The organism is Mucilaginibacter aureus, from assembly GCF_053514885.1.
The window spans coordinates 518,161-543,491 of sequence record NZ_CP170601.1; the positions used below are offsets into that span (position 1 = coordinate 518,161).

Sequence of the window (25,331 nt, forward strand, 5' to 3'; positions counted from 1 at the left end):
TCAATGAAACGCATTTTATTATTGCTCACTTTAGTTTTTGGCCTTACTACCTTAAAAGCTCAAAACACGGCCAATATTACCAATATTCCTCCATTTAAAATTTTGAGTAAGGATAGCGCCTTTATTACTCCTGCCAATTTAAAAAAAGGCAAACCGGTAATGATCGTTTACTTTGCGCCCGATTGTACCCATTGCCAGCATTTTACCGAAGAGCTGAAAAGCGAAATGGACGGCGAGAAAAAGAAAGGCATAAACACCCTTCGCAATACCCAGATCGTGATGGTTACGTTTACCGCGGTATTGAACATGAAGCTTTTTTACATCAATTATGAGCTGGCCAAATATCCAAACATTATGATGGGTACCGAAGGCACAACCTATACGGTATTGCGTTATTATAATGTTAAAAACACGCCATACATAGCTGTTTATGGCAAAAACGGCAAGCTGGTAAAAGGTTTTGAAAAGATACCTAAAATGGACGATCTGGAGGCAACGATCAAAAAAGGATAACGTTGATGTAAAAATTTTATTCGTTTAGCAACAAAGTTACAGAGCTTATGAGGTAATGAATTTGTAAAAAACAGATTTTTGCCGCATGATTTTTTTAAGGCCTAAACTGACCGTTACTTTACTGTTTACATTATTTATTTTCGCTGCAAAAGCACAGCAAACCGCAGCCTCCAAACCAACCTCACCTGCCGATGGCCACATCAGCGGTAAGGTTATTGACGGCACCAACGCCGAACCTGTAGCCTTCGCTACGGTAGCATTGATCAAAAAAGCCGATAACCAGATAGCCAAAGCCATACAAACCGATATACAGGGTGGCTTTAAGCTGGATAATGTGGCTTACGGCCGGTATTTACTGCGCATTACTTTTGTTGGTTATGCAACTGTTATTAAGGATAGCATCGCGGTAAACGCTAACCATAAAACCGTAAACTTTGGTGTTTTAAAAATGCATGCCGGTAAGGCTGCCCTGCTTAATGAGGTTAGTGTACGATCGAAAAAAAGCAGCATCCAATTGGGTATCGACCGTAAGGTATTCACGGTTGACCAGAGCCTGGTGAGCGAGGGCGGATCGGCTACTGATCTGCTGGCCAATGTACCATCGGTACAGGTGGATGTGGACGGAAATGTAAACCTGCGCGGGTCGAGCAATGTCCGGATCCTGATCGACGGTAAGCCCTCGTTGATAGCCGGCGGTACGGTTACCGATATCCTGCAATCTATCCCGGCAAGCGCTATCGAAACTATTGAACTGATCACCAATCCATCTTCAAAGTACGATCCGGAGGGGCAATCGGGCATTATCAATATCGTGCTTAAAAAGAACAAATCGTTAGGTTTTACCGGCAGTGCTTCGGCAAGCCTGGGTACGCTAAATGCTTTTAACAGTAACATCAGCCTGGCGTACCAGCACAAAAAGATCAATATTTATGGCAATTACAGTCATCGGCAAAACAACCGTTCGGCAGCAGGCTACAGCTATCGAACCCGCGATATTGTACCAGCCGATTTGACAACACCGTTTCAATACAATCAAAACCAGCTCAATACAGGTGGCAATAATGGCAACCAGATCAAAGCCGGCATTGATTACAACCTGACGAATAAAACCACGGTAAGCTTTTCGAGTAATATCAACATCCGCGATAACCGCCGCATACAAAACAGCACCACCAACGGGCTTAATATAGCACAAGCTTTAGTTGAGCAATATACAACTGATAACCATAGCAATAACCATGGCAACAACCATGATTTTAACGTAGATTTTTCGCAGAAATTTAAAAAGCCCAAAGAAGAGCTTACCGCTAATTTCGGCTTAGCCAAGGGGAACGAAAACAATGTGGATAACCTGAATACCAATTACTATTTGGTTAGCACACCACCATCAAAGCAGTTTAATACCAATTTGGGTAATGAGCGTAACTGGAACCTGCAGGTTGATTATACCGACCCTATAGGCAAAAATGGCAAGCTTGAATTGGGCTACCGCACCACGCTGAGCCGCGCCGATAATAACTTTGTGGCCGACACGATTGATTTTGCTACTAACCAGTTTGTTTTAGATCCAAGCATATCTACCCGCTTTATTTACGACGAAAAGGTGCACGCTGTTTATGGCAACTACCAGCAGCAGTTTGGTAAGTTTGGGTTACAGGCCGGTGCACGGTTTGAAAAAACCATCATCAACACCAACCTGGTAAATTTTGATACATCGCACGTGCAAAACTATTTCAGGGTTTACCCGAGTATCTTCCTTTCGGAGAAGTTGAGCGAAACGCAAACTTTGCAACTGAGCTATACGCGCCGTATCAACCGCCCGCGCGACAGAGAGATCATTCCGTTTTTAGACAAAAGCGACCCGCTGGCTTACCGCATTGGTAATGCCGATCTGAAACCGGAGGATGTACACTCGTTCGAACTAAGCTATGCCAAATACTGGAAATCGACTACGCTGACCTCATCGGTATATTATCGCCGCACAAACGATATTGTACAGTTTATCCGGGTACCGTATGATACCACGGGCATAACCATCACCAAATTTGCCAATTTTAGTTATGGCACCACAGCAGGTTTTGAGTTTATTGCCCGTACAGATATCACCAATAAGTGGAACATTACTGCCAACCTTAACTTATACCAAAACACGGTAAAAGGCAGTTCGGCCCTGGGTATACCCGATAATAACGGCTTTGCATGGAACGGTAACTTAACCACCAACCTTACCCTGCCCTACAGCCTGAGCTTACAGCTTCGCGGCGATTACCAGGCGCCCCAGGCAATTGCGCAAGGCCGCAGCAAGGCAAACTCGGGCCTGGATGCCGCATTGAAGTATGATTTTTACAAGCATAAGGCAAGTCTGAGCCTCAATGGGCGCGACCTGTTTGACACGCGTAAATTTGGTTTTACAACCGATGATGGCGTATATCATAACAACGTAGATCGCCGTTTTCAGAGCCGCATGTTTTTGATGACATTGTCATACCGCTTTGGCCGTGGCGGTGATTCGCCGGGTAAAGGCAAGGATAAAAAAGACAAACAGCCAGACGGCAACAATCCACCTGACGACGGTGGAGGCGGTGGCCCTCAATAACAAATAAATACAGGGGCCACAGTTGGGTGTGGCCCTTATTTTTTTGGCGTTTCGTGGAGCTTTTTTAGCTTCTCGTTGAGGTTATTTACCCAAAGTTCCAATCCATTGTAGGTCCAGTGCGTATCGGTAAACTGGTAGATCTGTGTTGTAGCCTTATTTTTCTCAAACAGGCCATAAGTATCAATAAATGGCATTTTCAAATCAGGGTCGTTCTGTATCCTGGTTATAATATTATTGTATTTACCCAGTTCAGGAAAAAGTATGGATACCGAGTTTGGCATAATTGACAGGTACACTTCGGTAAAACCTTTCGACCTGTAGTATAAATACGCCCTGTTTAGCGTATTAACGATCTGTTTAACTTCGGCATCGCTCACCGTTACAAAAGCACTGTTGTAAGATGAATCGACAGTTTGGCTATAAAGCAGGTATTTTTTATCCGGAGATATAACTACATCCGGGTTTATCCTGTCAAAAAACCGGTGATTGATGTAAGCCTTTAGCTCTTTAAAGGGTGTAAATATTTTATAGTCGAATAAGTTAAACTCTAAATTATCATTGGTGCCCGGGTTAAATACAAAACTCCGTATTTGGGTGCCTTTACCGGGACTTGCCTGCACCTTGCTTTGACCATGCGGTGCACCGATAGATAATTTGTTAAACACATAGTTACTATCGGTAAAATTCCTGATCAGCCGCTCGACATGCTCAATTATCAAAACATTTTTTTGCGTGGTATCAATTGTTAATACCCTGTCTTTATCATATATAAAACGCGAGTGCCAATAGCTTTTTGCAGCATATAAGATCGAATCGGAATAGATAAAACTTTCCAGGTAACTATCGCAAATCGCATAAATATTGAGATCCCTTTTTACGGTATCATTTACTTTTAAGCGCTTTCCGGCGACACTTTTATCCCTGAACTCAGGGAGGTAGCACATTCCAAACAGGTCGCCATGCTGATATTTATCGCTACCTATAAATGATGAATTACGATCGTATCTGAACTTAGCCCATCTTTTCATCCACGCATCCGATTTGCTGAGGCAATATATTGCGCTAAAAAAAAGAGTTATGATAATTAATGTAGCTTTTTTCATCAGAATTGGAAATAAATAAACTGCTTATTATCAAACACACCAAACAGAAAACAAAGGAAGGGGATAACAACAATGAGCAAGGTAAATACCACGTTATTTTCTGTTTTTATCTTGAGGAAAAATTTCTCCTTGAGCATAAGGATCACGATGAGTAAAAAAGAAAAAATAAGCTCTACATTATTCAGTTTTAAATTGACCTGATCGGTAAGGCTGAAATGAAAGATCCGGTTCAGTATAAAGAGCGACTGGTGAATATTAGCTGCCCTAAAAAGTACCCATGCTAACGACACCAATATAAAAGTGAAACTCATCTTGAAAATATTGACCGCTCGCCTTGCGGTGCCCTCAATATTTAAGCCGTGCTTAACCTTGTTCATCCACCTGTTGATCACGATCATTACACCATGGATAGCACCCCAGGCAATAAACGTCCAGTTAGCGCCATGCCACAGGCCGCTAACCATAAAAACAACAAACAAGTTAAAGTAAACACGGGCGCTTGATACCCGGTTACCGCCTAACGAGATATACAGATAATCTTTAAACCAGGTAGACAACGATATATGCCACCGTTTCCAAAACTCGGCAATTGATTTTGAGAAGTAGGGCGCGTTAAAGTTGGTCATTAGTTTAAAGCCCATAATGCGTGCCGCTCCTATTGCTATATCAGAGTAGCCCGAAAAATCGCAGTAAATTTCAAAGGCGTAAAAAAAAGTCGCGATAAGCAAACTTAACCCGGTTTGATCCTGGTAATGTCCGTAGCTATGATCTACGATCACCGAAAGCCTGTCGGCAATAACCACCTTTTTAAAAAAACCAAAAGCCATTTGTACCAAACCGCTTTTCATTTCTTCAAAATCAAAATGGTGTTCTTCCCAAAACTGGTGCAATAAATTTTGTGGCCGTTCAATAGGGCCGGCAACCAGTTGCGGGTAAAACATTACGTATAACGAATATATACCGAAATGCTTTTCTGCTTTTTGATTACCCCGGTATACTTCAATAGTATAGCTCATGGCCTGAAACGTATGGAAAGAAAGGCCGATAGGCAAAAGGATTTTGAGCAGCGGCAAATGCGTGCCAACGTGTTCATTTAGATTAAGGGTAAAAAAGTTATAGTATTTAAATATGGCCAATACCCCAACGTTAGCCAAAATGCTCAATGTTAAATACAATTTCCGTTTATGACCTTTTGCATCCTGGATCAATATCCCTGCAAAATAATCAACAACAATAGTAAAGCCCAGTATAACGATATATTTGGGCACAAAGCACATGTAAAAATAACAGCTGGCTATTAAAAGCAACCCCCACCGGTACCTGTGGCTAAGTGTAAAATAAAGTAGGGTGACAATGATAAAGAAAACTAAAAAATTCAGGGAGTTAAAAACCATATACTGTTGATTTCTGCAGTTGCTTCATGTATTGCAATAATATCGAAAAATTATGAATATTTTAAGACACATGATAGTTTATTGCAAATGCGACATTTGATATCCGTAATTTAACAAAAAACTCATATAACAATGGTCGGCTCCAAACCTGGTTGCGGCTCCGGCAATAGTTACAGATCGATACTCAATTCGGCAACAAAAACATGCTCGCCTTTGGAGATATAAAGACTATGGCAGCTGGGATAAAGCAGTTCGAGGCGGCGGCGCACATTGGTGAGGCCAATGCCTGATTGTCGTCAATAAAACTGACTTTAAATTGAACTGCTATTTTATTGAAAAAGCGATCAGTGTAGTTTTACTGGTTGTAAGGATTATTCCACCAAACGAAATTACAGCATCCCCCTCTATCAAACCTACGCCTTTGGCCAGGTAATAATCGTAAGTACCACTGGTTTCATAGCCCATGCCATAATCATACTGTACTTGCAAAGTTGTATGCACCACGCTTTTATAGGTAGTGCCCTCAACCGTTTTGGTGATATTTTTTTCGGTGATAGCACCTAAGAGCCGCCCCGGCACGCCATTCACGGTACCATTATCTGTTATGGGCGCTGTCCAGGTGGCCCCCACGCCAACATTATCAACAAGATATTGCAATTCAATAGTGGTACCCGATACTATCGTGTTGGCACGCTCGGTATACACATGGTTAATATTTGAGAAATACCCTACCGAGTTACCATAGGTAACCGAACTTATATTGCACACGCTATACAATTTGCCATTTATGGTGGTGGTGTTACCTGTCATGGTATTTGTTGAAGTATCTGCCGACGAACCCGTAACACTTTTGTATTTGGTATAAGAACCTGCTGTAGTTGGCATATAACCTTTGGTAGTATCTATCGTGCCGGATGTACCACCGCCCGTACCACCTGTCGATCCGGAACCGCCCGTAGAACCCGACCCACCCGAACCCGGCACAATTTGATGCCCCGGAATTTTTTGACAACTGTACAGTGCGACCGAAATGATGACCACGACCAGGAAAGTAAATCTTTTATTCATAACAACATATTGATTACCATAAAATTATATATTATCAAACACAATTCAAATAGCAGATCCAAATCCGCGCCTTTTTATACAATCAAGAGCTATAAAGCGGTGGTATACATCAATGATCCATCAACCCGAAAATATAAAAAGAGCTAATTATCAGCACGATAAAACCGATATTAAAAAAAATCAAAATAAATTTTGACAAAACAGCTTACACTTCTATATTTGCAGTCCCAAAACGAACAAGAGGGAGTTTAGCTCAGCTGGTTCAGAGCATCTGCCTTACAAGCAGAGGGTCACTGGTTCGAACCCAGTAACTCCCACCAAAAGGGATACTTTAATTCCCAAAACCCTGTAAATTATATGATTTACAGGGTTTTTTGTTTTCAGACCACTCAATTTAACGCATACTTTCTTAATGTTTCCGGTACCAAAGTGAGTACCAAAATGTGATTGCTACATTTGTGGTACTCTAAAACGTTGTAATTAATTGTTTTTCATTTTATTAACTCTGAAAAATTTCATTAAAAATGACCTGTTTTGAGCCTGTTTGACACGGTATTTCCAGCGGTTGGGAGTACCAAAATATCAAACCATTTTAAAATCTATTAAAACAGATTAATTATGAAAGCAACAAACAGATTCAACATCCACTTCAAAATCAGGACAGAAAGGATGAAAGACGGCTTTGCGCCGGTTTTTTTAGGTATTGTGGTCGACGGGCAGAAAAGCTATATGTCCCTTAAAAACTTCCAGGCCGATGCTGAGCATTGGGACCGGGTCAAGGGATTTGGCCGCAAAGACACCAAACAAGGACGTGCGATCAATGAATACCTGGACGAAGTACGTATGACCATCAAAAGTCATTACCGGGACTTGGAATTAAACGGAACCCGTATTACCTGCGAAGCCTTAAAAGACGCTTTTCTTGGGAATGTCTACGAGGATAGCCCTATCATGTTTTCCGAATTGGTGGCATTCCACAACGAACAGGCAATGGCTTTATTAAGTATCGGCACGATGAGGCATTATTATGTAACGCAGCGTTATCTTGTCAAATTCTTCAAGTTGAAATACAAGAAGGAGGATATTCCTCTTTCCCTCCTCAATTACAAATTCATCGCTGACTTCGAAATTTTCTTATACAATCACAAACCAGCCGATCATCAGAAGCCAATGGATACCAATGGTGTACTCAAACACCTCGTCAGATTAAAAAAAATGGTAAACCTGGCAATAAGCCTCAGCTGGCTGGATAAGGACCCTTTTAAAGGGTTTAAAATGAAAAAGAAAAAGGTTGAAAAGGATTTTCTTAATGAATGGGAGCTGAACTCCATTGAAAAGAAAACTTTTGATATAGAACGTCTCACAATGGTCAGGGACATGTTCGTGTTTTGCTGTTATACTGGACTATCTTACGTTGACCTTATGAATTTAAAACCGGAGCATATCGTTAAGGGTATTGATGCTGAACCGTGGATCAAAACTTTTCGTCAGAAGACATCCATTCCGGTCAACACCCCATTACTGGGACAGGCACAAGAAATTCTTAATGATTATAAAGACAATCTTCGGTCGAAAGCAAAAGGTACCGTATTTCCAGTCATCAGCAATCAAAAAGTAAATAGCTATTTAAAGGAAATAGCAGACGTTTGCGGCATTAAAAAGAATCTGACCTTCCATATTGCCCGTCACACATTTGCGACTACCATAACGCTTTCTAATGGCGTTCCTATTGAAACCGTAAGCAAGATGCTGGGGCACACAAAAATTGCGACCACACAAATCTATGCTCGGGTGCTGGAGCAGAAAGTAAGCGATGATATGACTCTATTACGTAAAAAGTTAGATAAGGCATAAATAGTTAGTAATCTTTGTCGATACAGACAAAAATAAATGTGTCATAAGCTAGTCTCGCCCCTTTTGGTTATTGTGGGGATAAGCCCTGCACATGTGTACTTTTTTGATTTTTGTATATATTAATTTAAATTAGGTAAAGAATGAATCGATGCAGATCCTAGGCTATAGGGAGAATGCAGATACATCTTTTAGTTACATTTCATAGGATTTTAAATTGATTTATTGAGCATTGATTTGTAATAACTATTTAATAAATTTATTACAGATTCATACGCCAAATATTATTATAATTGATAGAAAATCAGATAATAACAAGGCAATTAAGTATAGCCTCGGACTGATGCTTCCGCCACTCCACTATCATATAACTTAAAAGTAGCAAACCCGACTACTATCGTTCAGAACGATGTGGTTATTCTTTGGGAAAGTGTGTATTGGCCGGGTAGTGTTGACCTAACAGCCGAGCCTATCGGGAGTAGTCCATATCAATTTAATCACATTGATTAAATTTACCTATTACCTTTACTTTAATAATGAAAGATATATGCAAAGTTCATTATTACATATGACCGTTTTACACCTTAAGATTAGATTGCCATAGTATGCTTGATCACGAAAGGATATACCAGTTATTAATGAGTGCAGATTGGGAAAATCTCATCAAACTTATCTATAAACACCGAGACGAAATAAAAAAAGATAATATCTTAACTTATGCGACGGGCGTTTTTGAAACTGAGTTTTTAAGAACAGTAAGCGATTTACCCATAACCAACATAGCAATTTGCGATCAGTTGGAAAACTTGTTTATGCTGCACCGGGGAGATTTTTATAAACTTAAATCAGAAAATTATAAAATATTGTTATCGGAAATGGCCAATCGAAACGTCGGCAATGACGGTCCGTCTTATTCCAGAGAATTAAAATTGCTTGAAAAAGAGGAATCGGTGAAAGATAGTCAGAGTACCTCCCCTGCACCAATTCCCGCCAACGGTAAACAACAAAGAAAATTTTATAATGGTAGAGAGTGGTTTGAAATATACAATCGCCTTTTTGACATTATTAACGTTAAGGGCGATCCTGCAACCTATTTCTCAGGACCAAGATTCATCGGTGTAGTTCAGGAATTTAAGCCTTTCTTTCCTGACTATTCACAATATTGCGATCTCCGGAAACAGGAAGGTCTGAGTTTACTTAGAAAAGAATATTACTATGATATACTCAAGGAACTGGATCCTAACATACGTGATGCAGTCATCACAAGGATATTGGGAATGGTTAGGCCTTTTGCACAAGCAGATATAGCAGAATTAGATGAGTTGTTAGGGATCGATCCAATTATTGGAATTACGGATAGTAGCGATACAAAAAGACCGGTAGTATTTATTTCCTATACATGGGATTCTGAGGTACACAAAGAATGGGTGTTGAATTTGGCCAACAGGCTAATAAAGGATGGAATTGTTGTACTCCTTGATGTATTTGAACTTAAACCGGGACGAAACATGCCGCATTTTATGGAGCGGGCGATTGCAAAGGCAGATAAAGTGCTGGTCATATTTACACCCGGATATAAAGAAAAAGCGGATAACCGAAAAGGCGGCGCGGGTTATGAATATTCCATTATGAATACGGAACTTTATCAAAATCAAACCAATAATGAAAAGATCATTCCTATCTTACGGGATGGGGATCAATTTAACAGCATACCGACCTTCATGCGGCAGTTCATTCACCTAAATATGTGTGAAAGCCAAGATTTTCTTTCACGGTATGCGGAACTTAAAGCTGTAATTTGTGATCAACCGACTGTATCTAAACCTGAACTAGGACCTAATCCCATAGTCTTATAGTAGTATTTATGTTAATTGAAAGACGCATACTCTATAGATAAGCTGATAGGGAAGTCGCTCAAAGACATTTTTACCTCCTTAATTGTGATTGATGGTTTCAATTCTTCGATAATGGCAGGGTACCGCATTTGTTCTTCAAAACGGGCATTAAATTCATCTTCATCCGCGTAAAGCATTTTTGCGTGTACCAGTTCAGATCCTAATTTACCACCTAAAGCCACAGCGTCGTAACCAATTAGGTAACTGTGCCTGCAAAAACTTTCCAACCAGTGAAAGTCTACTACTGGGATATCGTTGATGGCGGTACCTGCGAAGATCGGGTAATTAGTAATAATTAGACGGACTACTTTTTTGCCTTCAATCGATTTAGTGATTGATTCAAATTCACTGGCATTTTTCACAAAAAAAGATGCTTTTCGACTTAATTGAATAGCCCCCTTTTTTAAACGTTCATAATTATTGTAGTAATCGCGAATCTCCATAGGATACCGGATGCATTTAACTTCCGCAATAACAACAATAGACTGTAGATTAATGATCAGATCAATTTCTTCCTGTTCTCCTCCTACCCGAAATCGCTGTGTTTCAGGTATACAATGTTTGAAGGCTTTAATAGTTAAAGCTTCACGAAGTCTCAATTTAACATGGCTTTCTAACATTTTTCCTCTTTTTTCAAGATCAAAGCCGCCTTGTTCCAACCAACGATCCAGCAAATAAAAATAATTCGCTGTAGTTATTGGCAACATTGGAAATAATAAGTCATCATTTAGTTCAGCAAACGGGCAGTTCCAAAAATTATAATAGTCTCCTTCTGGATTCACTATTAAGGTCAGAAAACTATCGACAGTCGAATGATCATAGGTACTCCGCTTCAATAAATACAGTCTCAATGCTTCTTTATTAATTTTATACGGGTGGCTAAACATGGTTTTAAGATCAGGTATCTTTTCCGCATATTCGGTAGTTTCTGCTACTTTGCGAAATAAACCGGTCGTGAGTTGATAAAGTGAGATGATGTCACTAATTTTCAAAGGAGCGAGTGCGGGTAACAACTCATTTCCCAAGTAAGGATAAAAGGTTTCCAACGCTGCAAAAAAGCTAAATGTGTCGTCAAGTTCTTTACTATCTACGCCATTTTCTAATTCATATAAAATCGAACCATCATCTGTTTTTACGGTTTTAATACGAACATCCTTAATGATAGCCGGGTCAAAACCATAATGCATTTCCTCTTTAGCGGCTAGTATTTGCTGAAGCTTAATATCCATGGCCAGGCTATCCATTTGAAGTCGGAAGCGTCCAATGTCTTCTAAAATTAACCGGTCATGGTCGGAAAAGGTGGCCAGGTAGTCATTTTCACCACGTTTTCTGATGTATCCACCATTCCAGACAGCAGCTTCATAAGTTGTTTTAAAACCAAATAATACATTTGCCTCTTTGACCAAGTTTTCGATATAATGAATTACAGCAAAGTCAGGCAAAGCTTCAGCTCTCCTATTAATTTCAGGGCTATCTTTAACAAAATTGAGAGCGATCTGTAATGTGTCTACAAGGGTAGCAAGGCTTCCACCAGTGTTTATGTCACCTACACCCGGATCTCGCGAACGGGTACGGTGTCCAAATATTTTTGTTAAATCAAGATTTTTCTTACCAACAAATGAACTTCTGAATTGACCGATTACCCATAAATGAGACGCGTTAGATTGCGCAAGAAGAAGATGAATAATGTCGTTGTTATTTACTCCTGTACGCCGGATGATTTCGACGATCTTTTTTGAAATCTCCAAATAGATAAAGTTGAACATTGGAAGAACACTGCACGTCTCATGCAGTGCTTTGATATCTTCTGATTTCTCGTTTACCGTCAGTTCAAGTCGTTCTAACCATGTAGCCTTCAAATAAGCGATATCAAATCGAGGGTTGAATGGATTCATCTTAACATCTGTCCGCAATAAATCTCTAAATGTTTTCATAATATTGCTAATCGCCCATAGTTATGCCCAACACTGCATATTTCATCGGGTCCCGTATTTGGCCATCGGTAAAATGCAAGACCTCCCAAATGTCACTTCTTGGAATGCGTGCATACAAAAAGCCACTATGTATGGGATCTGCTGGTAACACCAGCCATTCTGCATCATTATGCGCAAATTTAATGTGCTTATCTAACGACGGGTCGCGTTGGTTGCGCAGGTATTGTTCACTATTGACTAGAAGTAACTGGTGATCAACCATACCGCCCCTGCAAACTTCGCAGCCACGCGCGATACTGGCTGCCGTAGCTATAGCAGTCATCATATCTGGCGCATCCGGCTGCCGTAGCCGGGGGTTGCAACGGTATGTATAGGAATAAATTCCACCGCCCCAATGCTCTGCTTTCGCCATGTCAACTTCAAGCATAAAAAGATAGCTCGTTTCTGAGTAAGATACTACAGCAGGCTCAAGTGTAAGCGTGCCGCGACTACTTAGCCAATATAAAGCGCGGTCGCGGCTTTCACTAAAGGATATAAAGTCAGTGGTGTTATAATAAGCCAGGTCTGTAGGTAAGCTTCGGTTAGGGCGAACATGCTTTCGAATAGCGCTGATTAACCCTTCACGCTGAATATATGCGGGATCACCTTTGCCAAAAGTTTTGCTCCGGATACCTTCTGTGCGATACTGGCCAGGCAGAGTTTTGTCATTAAATATACTATCGCCCCGATATAAAATCATTTGTAACAAAAGGTATTAAGTGAAAGGTTACCGATTAAATTAACAATTTTTCTTCAATTTAAGGTTTTTCCAGAACTGATTATAGTGTCCCAGTCTGAAATTTAACTTAGTTGATTATTACTTTCAATTTTAGATGTATCACGTCGCAGGGATTCTTTCAAAGGAGTCGTTAAATTGGAAATAAGGTGTTAGCCGGGTTTCTAATTTATCAGTTTTATCGCGGCGTTTAGAAAATACGGTAAGACATAATGAGCGGAATGTTTTAAGTTTGATAATCATAAAGATGAATGCAGACGCCAAAGGAAAATCGGGAGAAGATTTTGTAAATCATATCGCCTTTAGAACATTTATAAAATATTGGTGCTTCCCCGGTCCGCTGGATATTACAGGAGACAATAAAGAAATTTGTGACTTGCTGGTTGTCTTCGATCATATCTGCATGATTATCTCAGTTAAGAACTACACCTTTAAAGGCGACTACGGGCGATATTTTAAAAAGACGGTAAGCAAAGCGATCCGGCAAATCGATGGCGCCGAGCGTAAGCTTTTTCGCGATGTGCCTTTACTTTTAAAACATCCCGACCGCGATGTGGAACTTTTTGAAAAAGATAAAATAACGGAGATATATAGAGTGATTATTAACCTAAATGAGGATGTAAAGTATTATCAGACATCGCACTTTGATCACGGAAAAAATTATACTATTATGGATGCGGCGGCGTGGTACACCGCAATGGAAGAACTTGATACCCTGCCCGACATTACTGCATATCTTACAGCCCGGTGTAAGCTGTTTAATCGCTATCCGGCGTTTATGTTCCCACGCGCAGAATACGACTTTTCTACCAATGACAAAATTAGTGCACAAGCGGAAATAGAAGAAGTCGCTCTGTCAGGTGGAAAAGTTACTATAGTGCTTGGATCGGAACTTGATTTGATCGCTCAATATATACTTCATGCTTTTAAATTCCCTGACACTTTAAATCACAATGAAGTAGATAGTTTGCTGCTTAAACTGGATGGGGAATGGGATAAATTTATGAAGTCAAAAATAGCAGGTCAAAAAGACAACTATGAAAAAGAGAGTTATTTTATCGATAGGCTGGTTAAAGAATTTCTTATCTATACACAGAATGGAAATCATTTAGCTGCCATGTTTTTTAGTCTTAACCGCATACAACGAGCAGAGTTTGCACGGGCATTTTTAGATTATCACGAGGGTTATGCTATGGGTGACGTAAATATCAAACTCAACCGTAGTCATGTGGTACTTCCTTTTATTAATATGGTTTTTATCTACCATGATGATGATTATCCAAGAAACAAGTTAACTGAAATCGTGGATATGAGCCTCCATCACCACCACTTCTTGCATAATTTCAAATGTAAAGAGGTTGGCGCTCTTGGTATGTCACAAACAACCGAAGCATTCACATTCGGGTATTCCATGCTTGTGGAGCCATATACAACAGATGAAATCCGTGAGATGAAAGAAGCTTTCGCGGCCTTTGGCTGGCAGACTAAACAATTACCTGGCTGAGTGAAGCTAATCGCTAACGATGCGAAAACCAATATTGATAAACTTAATCGGAATGTTTTCATTTCAAGAGTGAAGTAGATATTTTCTATGGTGAAATAAAGACGAGCGTTGCATATACATACCAAGAGGATATATTTTCTTTATAAAATACAAGTATTGCTTGTATTTTATAAAATTAACTGTACATTTGTATTGGCAAATGACCATCAATATGGAGGAGTACCAACTAAACATACAAACAACGGGTCTACGAGCGAAGCAAGTAGCCAATCGCATGGTGATAACAACCAGCTCATTAATAAATTTATTACGTGGTTTAGGTTTTACTGTAGAGCAGAAGGGCAACTTTGAATTGAATCATGAGCATTTGCATGCTTTGGCTCAAAACTATATTCGCGGTATTCATCAAATCTCACTTAAAACTAAAAGAAGAATTGCCAAGGGTAGATTACATGAGCAAGATTATCTTCGTATCTTTTATTTTTTCCTGAAAGATCATTCGCCTGAGTATCTGAGTTTATCAAATTCAGAACAATGGGAACTCGATCATGAAAAAATGGAAAGTTTCTTTTATCGACTCATTTTTTCACCCCGTACGCGAACTGATAAAGGCAGTAAATTCTTCAACAAAATCATCCGGTACATGCAAGCCCGTTTAGCTGCGCCGTTACTGGATATCAAATCACTATTACTCTCTAAAATTTCACCCACATTATTCTTTAATTATCCAAATGAAGAAGACCACCACGTTTCAGCAGGCTATCAGTCTGGCTTTAGCGTGGCAAAAATTTGTTTCACGCTTGAAGCCTTAGTAAATCAATTTAACACTTACAAAAGGAACGTGAGACATGAAAAAAACAACACATTTAATACAGAAAATACAAGGATGCAATTTGTCTGCTGAAGACAAATCAATACTTATTGAGGCACTGAATGATAATTCAGGCCATTTTATAAAGTTTGTTACTGAATTTTTAAAGATCATCGGCATAAGCAAAGAGGTATTTGACCTTTTTGGCATAGACATCGGTGACTGGATAGATAAATTTTTTTGATATGAATATCGGAACCGCCATAAAATTAATTAGAAAAGAGAAGGGATTGTCGCAGAAGGAACTGGCCGAACAATGCGGCATTTCAGTTAATGCATTAAGCCAGATAGAGCTTAATGCAGCGTTTCCGCAAAAGAACACTATAAATAGCCTATGTACTGCATTGGATGTACCCGTCGCTTATTTACTTTTCTTTTCCATTAACGAAGATGATGTACCACAAGAAAAACGGAAAACATTTAATGTGCTCAATAACGCTATCAAAGAGTTATTACTTGACTCTCAGGAACAATAGACCAAAGCCCGCTTAAGCGGGCTTTTTATCAAATTATTGCATATCCGCTTGTTAAGGTTTTCCAAATATAGTTAACGCTACTTGATCCAAGGAATTGATCTAAATATTCGATCCGTTTTGCTTAAAAAGTTCTCGCATATCATTCCGAAGCAACTTGTAAACCCAGTTTCTGAGTACGCAAAAATCATCGACTTTACTTGTATTGATCTTATCGATCGTTTTCACGTGGCTATGGTAGTCACTACGTAGGATTTTATCTAACGAAAACGCTTGCAGCGTTTGCACATCTTCAAACGCCTTCTCCCAAGGGACTGGTTCTTTGTAATAAAACATTGTTTGCCCATCCGCAGACGGACGATAACCCAATGAGCCCCATTTTAAAATGTCTGAATCTTTCATGTAAAAGAAATAGTCATGCGGCATGGATTTGTAAAAAGAAAAACCGTCTTTTAATGTCGGAAACAAATATTCGACAAAGTCCTTGTAAGACGATTCTAAGGACTTGAAAAAGCACTCAATATAAAGTCGGGCCTGTTCGGGACTATACTGATTAGTCCTCATTTGGTCCACATCTCTCATGCCGTTCTCATCAGTAGCTCTTCTGACTTCATTAATGGCGATATCCGGCAATGGTAAATGATGTTTTTCAATTTTCTCATAACCCTTTTCCTGTAAGATCGCCACGATCTTAGAAAGTTCCTCCACGGGCGCGATGTCACCGGAAATATTTAGTTTGGGTATGTCGATGTTGTTTTTCAAGGCTTCCTCGACCAATGAACTTACTGATCCATAAGGAACGTTGCTGTCGCGATAATAACGGACTGCTCTGAAACGACGTATCCGGTACTGCAGATCGCTTAAATCTATCGGATAAATTTGATCGAACCGGGGTAAATAAAGATCGACCGGTTTGATATCATAATAAAGGTCTTTAAGGTAATAATAAACGATCAGCGACACCTGTTCTAATAGTAATATCTCTGAGTTGTAGGCACTTAACCGGCCTTTCTGGATGATGTCTTGTAATTGCTCAAATACTTGTTTTCCAACAAGTTTGTCCTGGTCCGGCTCGAGCAAAGAGATGTGACTTCCGTGAACACTTTGAACCCCGATCTTATATAACTGGCTTTCAAAGTAATTTCCCTCAAATGGATTACGCAGATCTTCGTAAATGATCTTGCCTGGTAATTCAGGCGTTATCCGATATAGTGCATAACCATCGTGTTTGATGATGTCGGGTGGTAGCACGATCCCGATTTCACCTTTGGTACCCGGCTTGAACAGTTGTTTAAATGTTCCAAAATTTTCATCAAGATAGGCATTATAACTTGTTACATAATTCAGGGCTTTGCCCGTTTTAAATTCACGGAATACCTGTTGATGGCTTTCCGAAGCGTTGCTGATGTAAAAAGCAATTGCGCTCTTTCCAATGTAATTTTGGTAAAAATCTCCAACGATGTTTGCAAACGCAGTATAATCAAGCCGATGCAATTTATAGGTGTGAAAACTGATGATGTAGTCCCGAATCTTTGAATAGTAAAAAGATATGTGGTAAGAGTCTTCCTTACTGGATTTGGTCAATATGTTCCTTGCGAATAGGTCTTCTGGCAATCCTTTATCCAACGGAAAATTCAGAGCTTCCAGCAGTCCTTCGATCTCTACGCCCTCGTCGTCAAATGCTTCCCGGTCAGAATATTGGTAATTGATCAATATCCTGCCGATCTCTGAAAGCGTTCTTAGACCTGACTCAATACCTATATTCGTTTTGCCAAGTGATTGCTTTAAATAAGCATAAATTAAATGTTTATCGTCAATTTCCTGTGGAACGTCCTTGTTGCTATAAACCTCACTAAATATTCTTAGAAAAAAGCCGTTTTTCAACTCCGTCAATAACTGATCGGAGATATTGCCCCTGAAACCAAACGCGCGTTTATAGATTGGGATAATCTCTTTTAGTTCTTCATCACTGAAGTCATCCAATAGATAACCCGGACGATTATTCAGCCGTGGTGCCCTTGTTCTAAACTTTAGTAATTCTTCATACAAATGAGTCAAGTTGCTGTTCATTTCAAGGACACTTTCCCAAATACTATCCTTACAGCTCACGCAAAGTTTGATGTAGTCCAGGTTTCTTATGGCGAGCGCGATCTCGCTAAGTTCAATAGCCAGCGCTGAACTGATAGTTTCGTCTATGCCATCGATAAATATTAATATCTTTTTGCCAATAAATCTCCCCAATTCATCCAGCTTTTTTAAAACAAGTTCACTTTCACTTTTACTGGAAAAGATACCATTCAGATCATAGGCAATATGCTCCAGCGGCGATTTGTTAATAATGGCGGCATTGTAAAAGAATACAAATTTGTCATCCAGGCACTGTAACGCAAGTGAACACATCGCGTTTGTTTTTCCCACGCCGGCGCTACCCACGATCGCAAAGGCCGATGCCTCAGAATCGACAAATTCTGCAAACACGGATCGCAGGTCGTTTCTCGGCACGAAAAGTTCTTTAACAAATTTAGCGCTTGGAGAATCTAAATCGCCAACAATGGTCCCCATCCTCTCCTGAACCTGGTTTTTGCAAAATGCTTGTAAGTTTTCATCAGAAAACGAAACAAACTTTTTAAGCGCCTCATATCTGATCCTTAGATCAACGTCCGTTGCGAGTGTACAGCCATTTTTCCAAAAGTCTGATGCTTCAGATATCTGTTTGCCAGTAAGGTCTTGTTTGGTTATCGTATCAAAGATCTTTGTGGTCTTGCCATTGGTAACGATGGTAAACGGTGCGATCTCATCAAGTGCCCTGGAATAGGAAATACCCTGGTCGATGTCATTCTGTGAAATGACGTGCTGGTCATTTTTTAACTCGATAATAAAAAGGTTTTTATCATGTCTTTTACATAGGATATCTGCCCTGCCCTTGATCGTTTGGCGGAGTTTTCCAAGCCTGATCGTAAATGATCTCTCCAAGGATACCTCGGAAACGTTGAATCCCAAATCATTTAAATACGGTAATAATAGTTTCCCTCTAATTTCTTCTTCGTTCATTTGGTTAATCCGTTTATTTAAGGTTTAAACTACCGTGCCAATCTATTCTTCGGGCGGGCGTTGAAAAACGAGTGCCTTTTTCTCTAGTAAATCTTTAAAATCCGCTGTTCCTTGTAGGCAAAGTTCGCTGACTGTTGCTGGGCTAACGTCTGCGAAATAGCGGGCTGCAGTCGTGAAGTCTGAATCTTCAACACAAAACAGTTCGAACGCTTCGCCTGTAGAAATGCGGAAAAACAAGTAATGGCCAAGGGCCCAGGAGGTGTCAGGTCCCCGGTGGTTCAAATGAAATGTATTGTATTGATAGGCTGCTTCACTTTCACCTTCCAGGCCAGTCTCCCAGCTTTCCATATCATCCCAAAATCCACTACCGCCCAAATAATCATAATTATTGCGGTACTGGTCAAATAACGTGATAGTAGTAGTACCAGCTAACTCTCTAAGCCTTGCGTAAAACGGCTTCATCACTTTTGGATCGAAGTCCCCGTAATAATCGTTGCGATCTGCTAAGTAGTTATATTGACTATAAAGGCCGGTAAACAAAAAACCTAGGTCGTTAAGTGTTAAACGGGCCGGATTAAGATGCTGCGATAATGCATATAGCAAATCATAACTGAGCGCGATTCGGTACTCGCTATTATGTCTGCGCGCATCCAATAGTAACTGCTCATAACGGTTTGCCGCAAAATGTTGCTCAATCAATGCCGGGAAACGAAGGAGAAGATTTTTCAGCTCCTGTCCCTCGATGACTTGGATACGATAATGCTTTTGTGCCCTTATTTGCTCTAGCCAGGTACGGGCATTATTTGTCAGGTAAGAAGAAATAAGAATTACTAAACAAGCTGGCTGCTCGGCATCTGCCCAGGCGATCTTCGCGTTAAGTTGTTCGGGGGGAACGCCGGCTGTATAATGTTTACATTCGAAAAACCAACGGCAGTCTTCCCGACTCAACGGCGTCTCTACTGTCCAAATGCCCTCGATATCCCGCCCATTATCAGCTCCACCCTGTCGCCAGATTAGCTGACGGAACCCGAGTTTTAATAATAATTCAAAGCATAACCGTTCGAATTCAGTAGGGCTAAGTTGTTCGAAATGGATGTCGTCAGCGGCGTAGAGCATATTTACTGAAAGTAGGTGAACAAAGATAATTTATATGGTCGTAAAAAGATGCTGTTCAATATACAGTATAAGGGTCTTACCGATGGATTGGTATTGTAGCGCCATAGTGTCATTCTTTCCTTTTTGTTGCCACTTCCTTTAAATGGTTTAGCCCCCCAGTGAGGTAATAGGCAAAGCAATTCCAAGTCCAGTATTTTCCATTTTTTTTAACATATTGTTTAGCTATACCTGCTTAATCTGTTTGAATTGTGAACGCACTGCGTTCACAATTCAAACAGACTTCTATCAGCTACTGACAAAAATACGCTACGTGATAATTTTTAATTTAGCCACAAGGTCATGGAAATACTTAGGAGACCATATATCCAGCGCTTTAGGGTCTTTAATAAAACGCCTTATGTCGTTTATTACATAGTCCATTTTTACAGTATCTATCTTCTGTTTCAATAACTCCCGAAATTCCGATTCAGTAATTTCTTCTTTATTCCAGTCACCGCTATCTGTTGCCCGGATAACGAAGTGCGCTAAATTCAGCGGTATCCCTTTTCTGATATACCATTCCATATCATACCAATCTCTGCCTTTTACATTTGTACCCCACTTTCGGAATAATAAAGCATGCATCTTACCAGCAAAAAGGTTAGGAAGTGTAAAGCATTTGACGTAAAAAGATACTGGTCTCAGTAATAGTTTTTCTTCCGTGTCAAATCCCATAGGGGGTTCGCGGTCAACTTCGATTTTGATCGTGATATTGGCTACCTGATTCAGGCCACTTTGGGGAATAATACTTTCCAGTACCAATTCCTTCCAAATCGTCTCTGACTTTAAAAAGGCAGAATCTATATTGGTATCCTTCGATTTTTGTTTTTCTTTGACAACTACCTGCATTCCTAAAGAACTGAACTCATTTATAATCGCATCCTGATATTTACCTAATGAAAACTCAGGCTCCACCTCTAAAAGAGAAAAATCAAGATCTTCCGAAAACCGGTCAAGGCCATAAAATATTCTCAAAGCGGTACCGCCATAAAAGGCAGCCTTTTCAAAAAAACCGGCACGGGATAATCCTGCCAGTGCAATTTCCTGCATCACTTCTCTAAGGGCATCTTTTGCTTCTTGCTGGTTGGCAGGCTTATATTCTTCGATCCATTCCTTTATCATAAGTTCTCGACGGTTTTTATTAGCGTTTCCAAGCTCTCCTTTTTTGGGGCATCAGTAATCCAGCTGTAAATATTTTTAAGATCCAATCTTTTGAGAGATGATTCCTCGATCCTCAAGTCTTCCAATAAGTAGGCCTTTGCCTGGGCTGTACCTCTTAGCAATACTCCTGATGTACTAACAATCTTGTCACATAATGCCTTTTCTGGTGATGCAATGATTGCGCCCTGATCCGATGAAAGCTTTACCAAGTTTAATCCGAATGCATAATAAGGCAAGGGTAGATGCGTATAAGTAAATAAACCGGCAGGAGTATTAAATTCTTTACTAGTCTTCGTGGTCATCGAAGCTGTTTCATATACACGTTCAGGAATAAGACCATGGTAAGATAAAGCAGTTTCCAGTGACACATAGCTTGGGCCATATATTTGATTTGCCAGTAAAGCGTTTTCCGGTTTTGATGAGCTAATTTTGGGACCTGCGATATATAATCCTTTTTTGATAGATACAATTACGCCTTCAGCTTTAAGCGCCTTTAATTTATCGTTTGGACGTTTATAGTCCTTCAAAAAAGACATCAATAGTTGATGCGTCAAAGGGTGTGATGAATACTTTTGGATCGTTTGATTTAAGTCCATATTCAAATGTAATTTTTTAATGTGATAATCGGAAATATTTCGATTATCTATTTATTAATTTACATAACGCAACTTATATATGCGAATAAATATACACATAAACGATTTTTACTCGATTATCCATTTAAAATTTAACAACTTAAATTCTAATTAAGTTTCAGGTCAATGACACTTGCTAATGAATAACGCCATGATTAATTTCCTTCGTGTCCGACTCGGATAAACTCGGAGTCAATTCCAAGTCCCTTAACTCATTTTTGTATAAAAACACCTACCTCGTACATGAGGTGTGAATTTTATTTAGATCATGTGAGCACTTTTGTGCTTAACGAACATGACTATGATAAAATGTAGCAGAAAAAAAATACCCCAAGGTGTGCGCGAGTTGTGAGCTTTTGTTGAATGAAGGGTACAACTTTGTTAGAAGGGTACAACATAAAGTTGTACTTGTGGCACATTTGAAAGGAGATTAGATTTGATTATTTAACATCAGTAAATGAATAATTATGGCAGCAGAGATCATCACGAAAGAAGACTTGCAGGAGTTCGGAGAACGACTGCTTGGTCAAATGAAGGCGCTGATAAGCGGCGGTTCTATAGAAGAGCCAAGGAAGTTTTTAAAGAGTTACCAAGTTAAGAACCTGCTAAAAATTTCCAACAACACCTTGCAAACGCTTAGGGATAACGGCACCATTCCGTTCACCAAAATCGGCGGTATCCTGTATTACAGTTACGAGGACATTATGAAAGTCTTAAAGGGGGAAGTTAAAAGCAAACGGATCAGTTTCATTAAATAGATATGTGTTCAGCCTTCAGGAGCAAGCCATGTTTTCGCTACGCTTAAACGGCTTGCTCCTTCGGAGGTAAGCATGATTTTGCACTTCGTTTAAAATCAAAGATCATGGGAAGACCGGCATTACAGGAAGAAGATAAAAGGATCATACAGGTCAATATCCGGCTCACAAAAGAAGAGAATGAGATCGTTTGCAATTATGCCCAGGCATCCGCAATAACACCAGCTAACTGGATAAGACAGAAAGCTTTTACCGGCAGGTTCCCTGCCATCAAACTGTCACCAATTAATGCGGCTCTTTATCGGGAGTTGCACAAAATTGGCGTTAACCTGAACCAGGCGGTTAGGCAGGTTCATGGAGGCAAGCTGTCACCGGCTTATCTAACGATCTTGACTGCCTTGATGCAAACGCAAAAGGATATACTTAACTGTTTATTAAAATGACAGCGGACCAGGTAAAAGGAAAAGGTTTCAGGGGAGCGTTAAGATATAACCTGCAAAAGGTAGATCAGGGCGTTGCTAAAATTCTCGATATGACTTTTACATCGGGCAAAGAGGATTCTATCATGCAGGAAGTGGCTTTGGTCAGAATGTTAAGGCCAAACCTGCAAAAATACTTTTACCATACCTCGCTGAACTTTCCGCCAAGTGAGAACCTCGTCGATGAACAAATGAACATTATTGCAAATGAATATTTGAACAATATGGGCTTTGACCAGCACCAGTATGCCATCTTCCGGCATTTTGATGCAGATCATCCGCATCTCCATCTACTGGTCAACCGAATTGGCTACGACGGCAAAGTAGTATCCGACAGTAAAGACTACCAGCGGAGCGAACAGGTGCTGAGAAGGTTGGAAAAGCAGCATGGATTGACTCAGGTCATTTCCAGCAGGCAGGCACAGGAAAGAGCCATGACGAAGAATGAACTGGAGATGATGAAGCGCACGGATGAACCATCTGTTAAAATGAAGCTACAGGTAGTTATTAAGAATGTACTCAGTCAAAAACCTGATGCAGCACAGTTCATTCAGCAATTAGAAGCACAGGGTATTAATGTATTGTTTAACCAGGCCAGCACCGGCTTTGTAAGCGGTGTATCTTACGGTTACGAAGGTATGCCGTTCAAAGGCGCTCATTTAGGTAATGCCTATAAATGGCAGGCCGTTAGAAATAGTATCAGTTATGAACAAGAAAGAGATCGCACAGCAATTTACCAGGCAAATGTTAGGACAAGAGAACGACAGTCAGCAAGAGCCGGACAATCAGCCACAAGAGGAACAGCAGCCGGAATTAACGCAGATCCAAAAGTTACTGCCGGAAATAGAAAGGATGTACAGCAGGGCGCTGGAAAACTACAGGATCAGATCGGAAAAGCAGATCGAAAATACAAGCAGGCGGCTGGAGCTAATGGACAGCAAGGCAACCAATCTGGCGTTCCAGATACAAAGGATAGTCGCCAGCGCGGAACAAATTTACAAGGCCAACAACCAAGTCGGCAGCAGGTGGGTCATCAGGCTATACTTGATAGCGATCTTATCGGGAGTTTGCTCGGCATTGATCACCATGCTGGTGATATGGATCAAACTGCGTTGAATGAGTTTAAACGTAAACGGAAGAAGAGAAAAGGCCAAAGGCTGGGTTAGCATAAAGAAAAGGTCAATTACTCATGTACTGGGACAATCAAACAGTTTCTTTATGTGAAATATTAAGTTTTTCTTATAATCTGCTTTTTCTGATAATCATAGTTACGTGCAATCCACTTTTCAATGGCCAATCTGTTATAAGTTCCTGCACTTTCAGCACAGGCTCTATAGTGACTTACGCTTAATCCCGTTTCATTTGCAGCATACTCGACGGCCTCCGAACTTTTCATGTCAACACTTTCACTCATTTTGTAATCATGATTTGCCATATGCATAAGGATATTTGATTGTACAATGTGATTTAAATATAATGTATAGATATAGAAAACTAGATTTCTACATTTATAGAAATGAATATTTCTGTAAATGTAGAAACTTAGAAATGCATATGCATTTCTAATACTTGAACCATGCTGGTCAGACTATAACCGACAAAAGCCCCTTAAGGGGCTTCGTGTTATTTTGAATTCTTTATGATGTCAATTTTCTCTCGTTCGCTTTGAAGTAGGCGCTCATACAATTCAATTACTTTTTCAAGTGGATTGATTGTACACATATAATTATTGTTGTTCGAACTACTATCCTGGAACGTATTTGAAATGATATTAAATACCGCTTCTTCGGTGAATGCTTTTACAGCTTCAGGCGTTAACCCTAAAACATTGGCAATCTTTGCCAACGCATCCTCCTCTACTTCGGCACTTTGCTCGATTTTGGAAATAGCTTGTTGACTAATACCTAATTCTGTTGCAAGGGTTTCCTGTTTCATTCCCCGTAATTCACGGAGTTTGCTGATCTTTCTTCCAATGTGTAAAGTCTCTGCCATGGTGTAAATGTATCAATAATTGTAAATGTACGAAACAACGTCTTTATTGTAAAGTACAACTTGTTATGGTTCGCTACGGTGATGTTTTGCTATTCTTTTGTTTTGCCGGTTAATGGAGGCCGGTAT

21 protein-coding genes and 1 tRNA gene are annotated in these 25,331 nt (G+C 40.0%); 11 read left to right on the plus strand and 11 right to left on the minus strand.

Translation table 11 applies throughout. From position 1 onward, the window contains the following. Positions 1-3 precede the first annotated feature (3 nt). Together ACFGVR_RS02215 and ACFGVR_RS02220 are read left to right on the plus strand one after the other, a co-directional pair. Positions 4-513, plus strand: coding sequence for a TlpA family protein disulfide reductase (locus ACFGVR_RS02215; protein WP_448700857.1), 510 nt, complete (start codon positions 4-6; stop codon positions 511-513). A gap of 85 nt (positions 514-598) precedes the next feature. Then, on the plus strand, positions 599-3,109 hold the full coding sequence (locus ACFGVR_RS02220; protein WP_448700858.1) for a TonB-dependent receptor domain-containing protein: 2,511 nt from the start codon (positions 599-601) through the stop codon (positions 3,107-3,109). A gap of 35 nt (positions 3,110-3,144) precedes the next feature. On the opposite strand, the gene ACFGVR_RS02225 is transcribed toward ACFGVR_RS02220, so the two are convergent. From ACFGVR_RS02225 to ACFGVR_RS02235, 3 genes are all read right to left on the minus strand, one after another. Further along, complete coding sequence (locus ACFGVR_RS02225; RefSeq protein ID WP_448700859.1) at positions 3,145-4,137, minus strand: hypothetical protein; 993 nt, start codon at positions 4,135-4,137, stop codon at positions 3,145-3,147. 74 nt (positions 4,138-4,211) lie between these two features. Next, positions 4,212-5,489 (minus strand): MBOAT family O-acyltransferase, encoded by a 1,278-nt coding sequence (locus ACFGVR_RS02230; protein ID WP_448700860.1) that lies wholly within the window; start codon positions 5,487-5,489, stop codon positions 4,212-4,214. Between the two features lie 441 nt (positions 5,490-5,930). Continuing rightward, positions 5,931-6,674 carry a hypothetical protein gene (locus tag ACFGVR_RS02235; RefSeq protein ID WP_448700861.1) on the minus strand — a complete coding sequence of 248 codons (744 nt, stop codon included), beginning with the start codon at positions 6,672-6,674 and terminating at the stop codon, positions 5,931-5,933. Positions 6,675-6,916: 242 nt separating this feature from the next. Between ACFGVR_RS02235 and ACFGVR_RS02240 the strand changes: the two genes are divergently transcribed. The 3 genes from ACFGVR_RS02240 to ACFGVR_RS02250 all read left to right on the plus strand — a co-directional run bounded on the left by ACFGVR_RS02240 (position 6,917) and on the right by ACFGVR_RS02250 (position 10,381). Continuing rightward, positions 6,917-6,994: transfer RNA gene (locus ACFGVR_RS02240), tRNA-Val, on the plus strand. A gap of 298 nt (positions 6,995-7,292) precedes the next feature. Continuing rightward, positions 7,293-8,528, plus strand: coding sequence for a site-specific integrase (locus ACFGVR_RS02245; protein ID WP_448700862.1), 1,236 nt, complete (start codon positions 7,293-7,295; stop codon positions 8,526-8,528). A 635-nt stretch (positions 8,529-9,163) separates the two neighbouring features. Continuing rightward, positions 9,164-10,381, plus strand: a complete 1,218-nt coding sequence (locus tag ACFGVR_RS02250) for a toll/interleukin-1 receptor domain-containing protein (RefSeq protein ID WP_448700863.1) — start codon at positions 9,164-9,166, stop codon at positions 10,379-10,381. A gap of 11 nt (positions 10,382-10,392) precedes the next feature. Here ACFGVR_RS02250 and ACFGVR_RS02255 read toward each other — a convergent pair whose 3' ends face one another. Beyond that, on the minus strand, positions 10,393-12,354 hold the full coding sequence (locus tag ACFGVR_RS02255) for a hypothetical protein (RefSeq protein WP_448700864.1): 1,962 nt from the start codon (positions 12,352-12,354) through the stop codon (positions 10,393-10,395). A gap of 7 nt (positions 12,355-12,361) precedes the next feature. After that, on the minus strand, positions 12,362-13,093 hold the full coding sequence (locus tag ACFGVR_RS02260; RefSeq protein WP_448700865.1) for a hypothetical protein: 732 nt from the start codon (positions 13,091-13,093) through the stop codon (positions 12,362-12,364). A 283-nt stretch (positions 13,094-13,376) separates the two neighbouring features. On the opposite strand from ACFGVR_RS02260, the gene ACFGVR_RS02265 reads away from it, so the two are divergent. From ACFGVR_RS02265 to ACFGVR_RS02275, 3 genes are all read left to right on the plus strand, one after another. Continuing rightward, entirely contained in the window at positions 13,377-14,633 is a 1,257-nt protein-coding gene (locus ACFGVR_RS02265) for a hypothetical protein (protein ID WP_448700866.1), read from the plus strand. A 199-nt stretch (positions 14,634-14,832) separates the two neighbouring features. Then, positions 14,833-15,537, plus strand: a complete 705-nt coding sequence (locus ACFGVR_RS02270; RefSeq protein WP_448700868.1) for a hypothetical protein — start codon at positions 14,833-14,835, stop codon at positions 15,535-15,537. Positions 15,538-15,689: 152 nt separating this feature from the next. Then, on the plus strand, positions 15,690-15,980 hold the full coding sequence (locus ACFGVR_RS02275; RefSeq protein ID WP_448700869.1) for a helix-turn-helix domain-containing protein: 291 nt from the start codon (positions 15,690-15,692) through the stop codon (positions 15,978-15,980). A gap of 99 nt (positions 15,981-16,079) precedes the next feature. On the opposite strand, the gene ACFGVR_RS02280 is transcribed toward ACFGVR_RS02275, so the two are convergent. From ACFGVR_RS02280 to ACFGVR_RS02295, 4 genes are all read right to left on the minus strand, one after another. Further along, on the minus strand, positions 16,080-19,028 hold the full coding sequence (locus tag ACFGVR_RS02280; protein ID WP_448700870.1) for a type I restriction enzyme HsdR N-terminal domain-containing protein: 2,949 nt from the start codon (positions 19,026-19,028) through the stop codon (positions 16,080-16,082). A gap of 42 nt (positions 19,029-19,070) precedes the next feature. Continuing rightward, complete coding sequence (locus tag ACFGVR_RS02285) at positions 19,071-20,144, minus strand: restriction endonuclease (RefSeq protein WP_448700871.1); 1,074 nt, start codon at positions 20,142-20,144, stop codon at positions 19,071-19,073. Between the two features lie 306 nt (positions 20,145-20,450). Continuing rightward, the gene (locus ACFGVR_RS02290) at positions 20,451-21,305 is read right to left on the minus strand and encodes a nucleotidyl transferase AbiEii/AbiGii toxin family protein (RefSeq protein ID WP_448700872.1); all 855 of its coding nucleotides are present in this window, start codon (positions 21,303-21,305) and stop codon (positions 20,451-20,453) included. Further along, positions 21,302-21,940 (minus strand): type IV toxin-antitoxin system AbiEi family antitoxin domain-containing protein, encoded by a 639-nt coding sequence (locus ACFGVR_RS02295; RefSeq protein WP_448700873.1) that lies wholly within the window; start codon positions 21,938-21,940, stop codon positions 21,302-21,304. Before ACFGVR_RS02295 ends, ACFGVR_RS02290 begins: the two co-directional genes overlap by 4 nt. 506 nt (positions 21,941-22,446) lie before the next feature. Between ACFGVR_RS02295 and ACFGVR_RS02300 the strand changes: the two genes are divergently transcribed. The 3 genes from ACFGVR_RS02300 (at position 22,447) to ACFGVR_RS02310 (ending at position 24,379) form a co-directional block, all read left to right on the plus strand. Continuing rightward, positions 22,447-22,737 carry a helix-turn-helix domain-containing protein gene (locus tag ACFGVR_RS02300; protein ID WP_448700874.1) on the plus strand — a complete coding sequence of 97 codons (291 nt, stop codon included), beginning with the start codon at positions 22,447-22,449 and terminating at the stop codon, positions 22,735-22,737. A 104-nt stretch (positions 22,738-22,841) separates the two neighbouring features. Beyond that, on the plus strand, positions 22,842-23,177 hold the full coding sequence (locus ACFGVR_RS02305) for a plasmid mobilization protein (protein WP_448700875.1): 336 nt from the start codon (positions 22,842-22,844) through the stop codon (positions 23,175-23,177). After that, positions 23,174-24,379 carry a relaxase/mobilization nuclease domain-containing protein gene (locus tag ACFGVR_RS02310; RefSeq protein WP_448700876.1) on the plus strand — a complete coding sequence of 402 codons (1,206 nt, stop codon included), beginning with the start codon at positions 23,174-23,176 and terminating at the stop codon, positions 24,377-24,379. Before ACFGVR_RS02305 ends, ACFGVR_RS02310 begins: the two co-directional genes overlap by 4 nt. A gap of 62 nt (positions 24,380-24,441) precedes the next feature. On the opposite strand, the gene ACFGVR_RS02315 is transcribed toward ACFGVR_RS02310, so the two are convergent. Both ACFGVR_RS02315 and ACFGVR_RS02320 read right to left on the minus strand, forming a co-directional pair. After that, on the minus strand, positions 24,442-24,648 hold the full coding sequence (locus tag ACFGVR_RS02315) for a hypothetical protein (protein WP_448700877.1): 207 nt from the start codon (positions 24,646-24,648) through the stop codon (positions 24,442-24,444). Positions 24,649-24,836: 188 nt separating this feature from the next. Continuing rightward, complete coding sequence (locus ACFGVR_RS02320; protein ID WP_448700878.1) at positions 24,837-25,205, minus strand: helix-turn-helix domain-containing protein; 369 nt, start codon at positions 25,203-25,205, stop codon at positions 24,837-24,839. Positions 25,206-25,331: the final 126 nt, after the last annotated feature.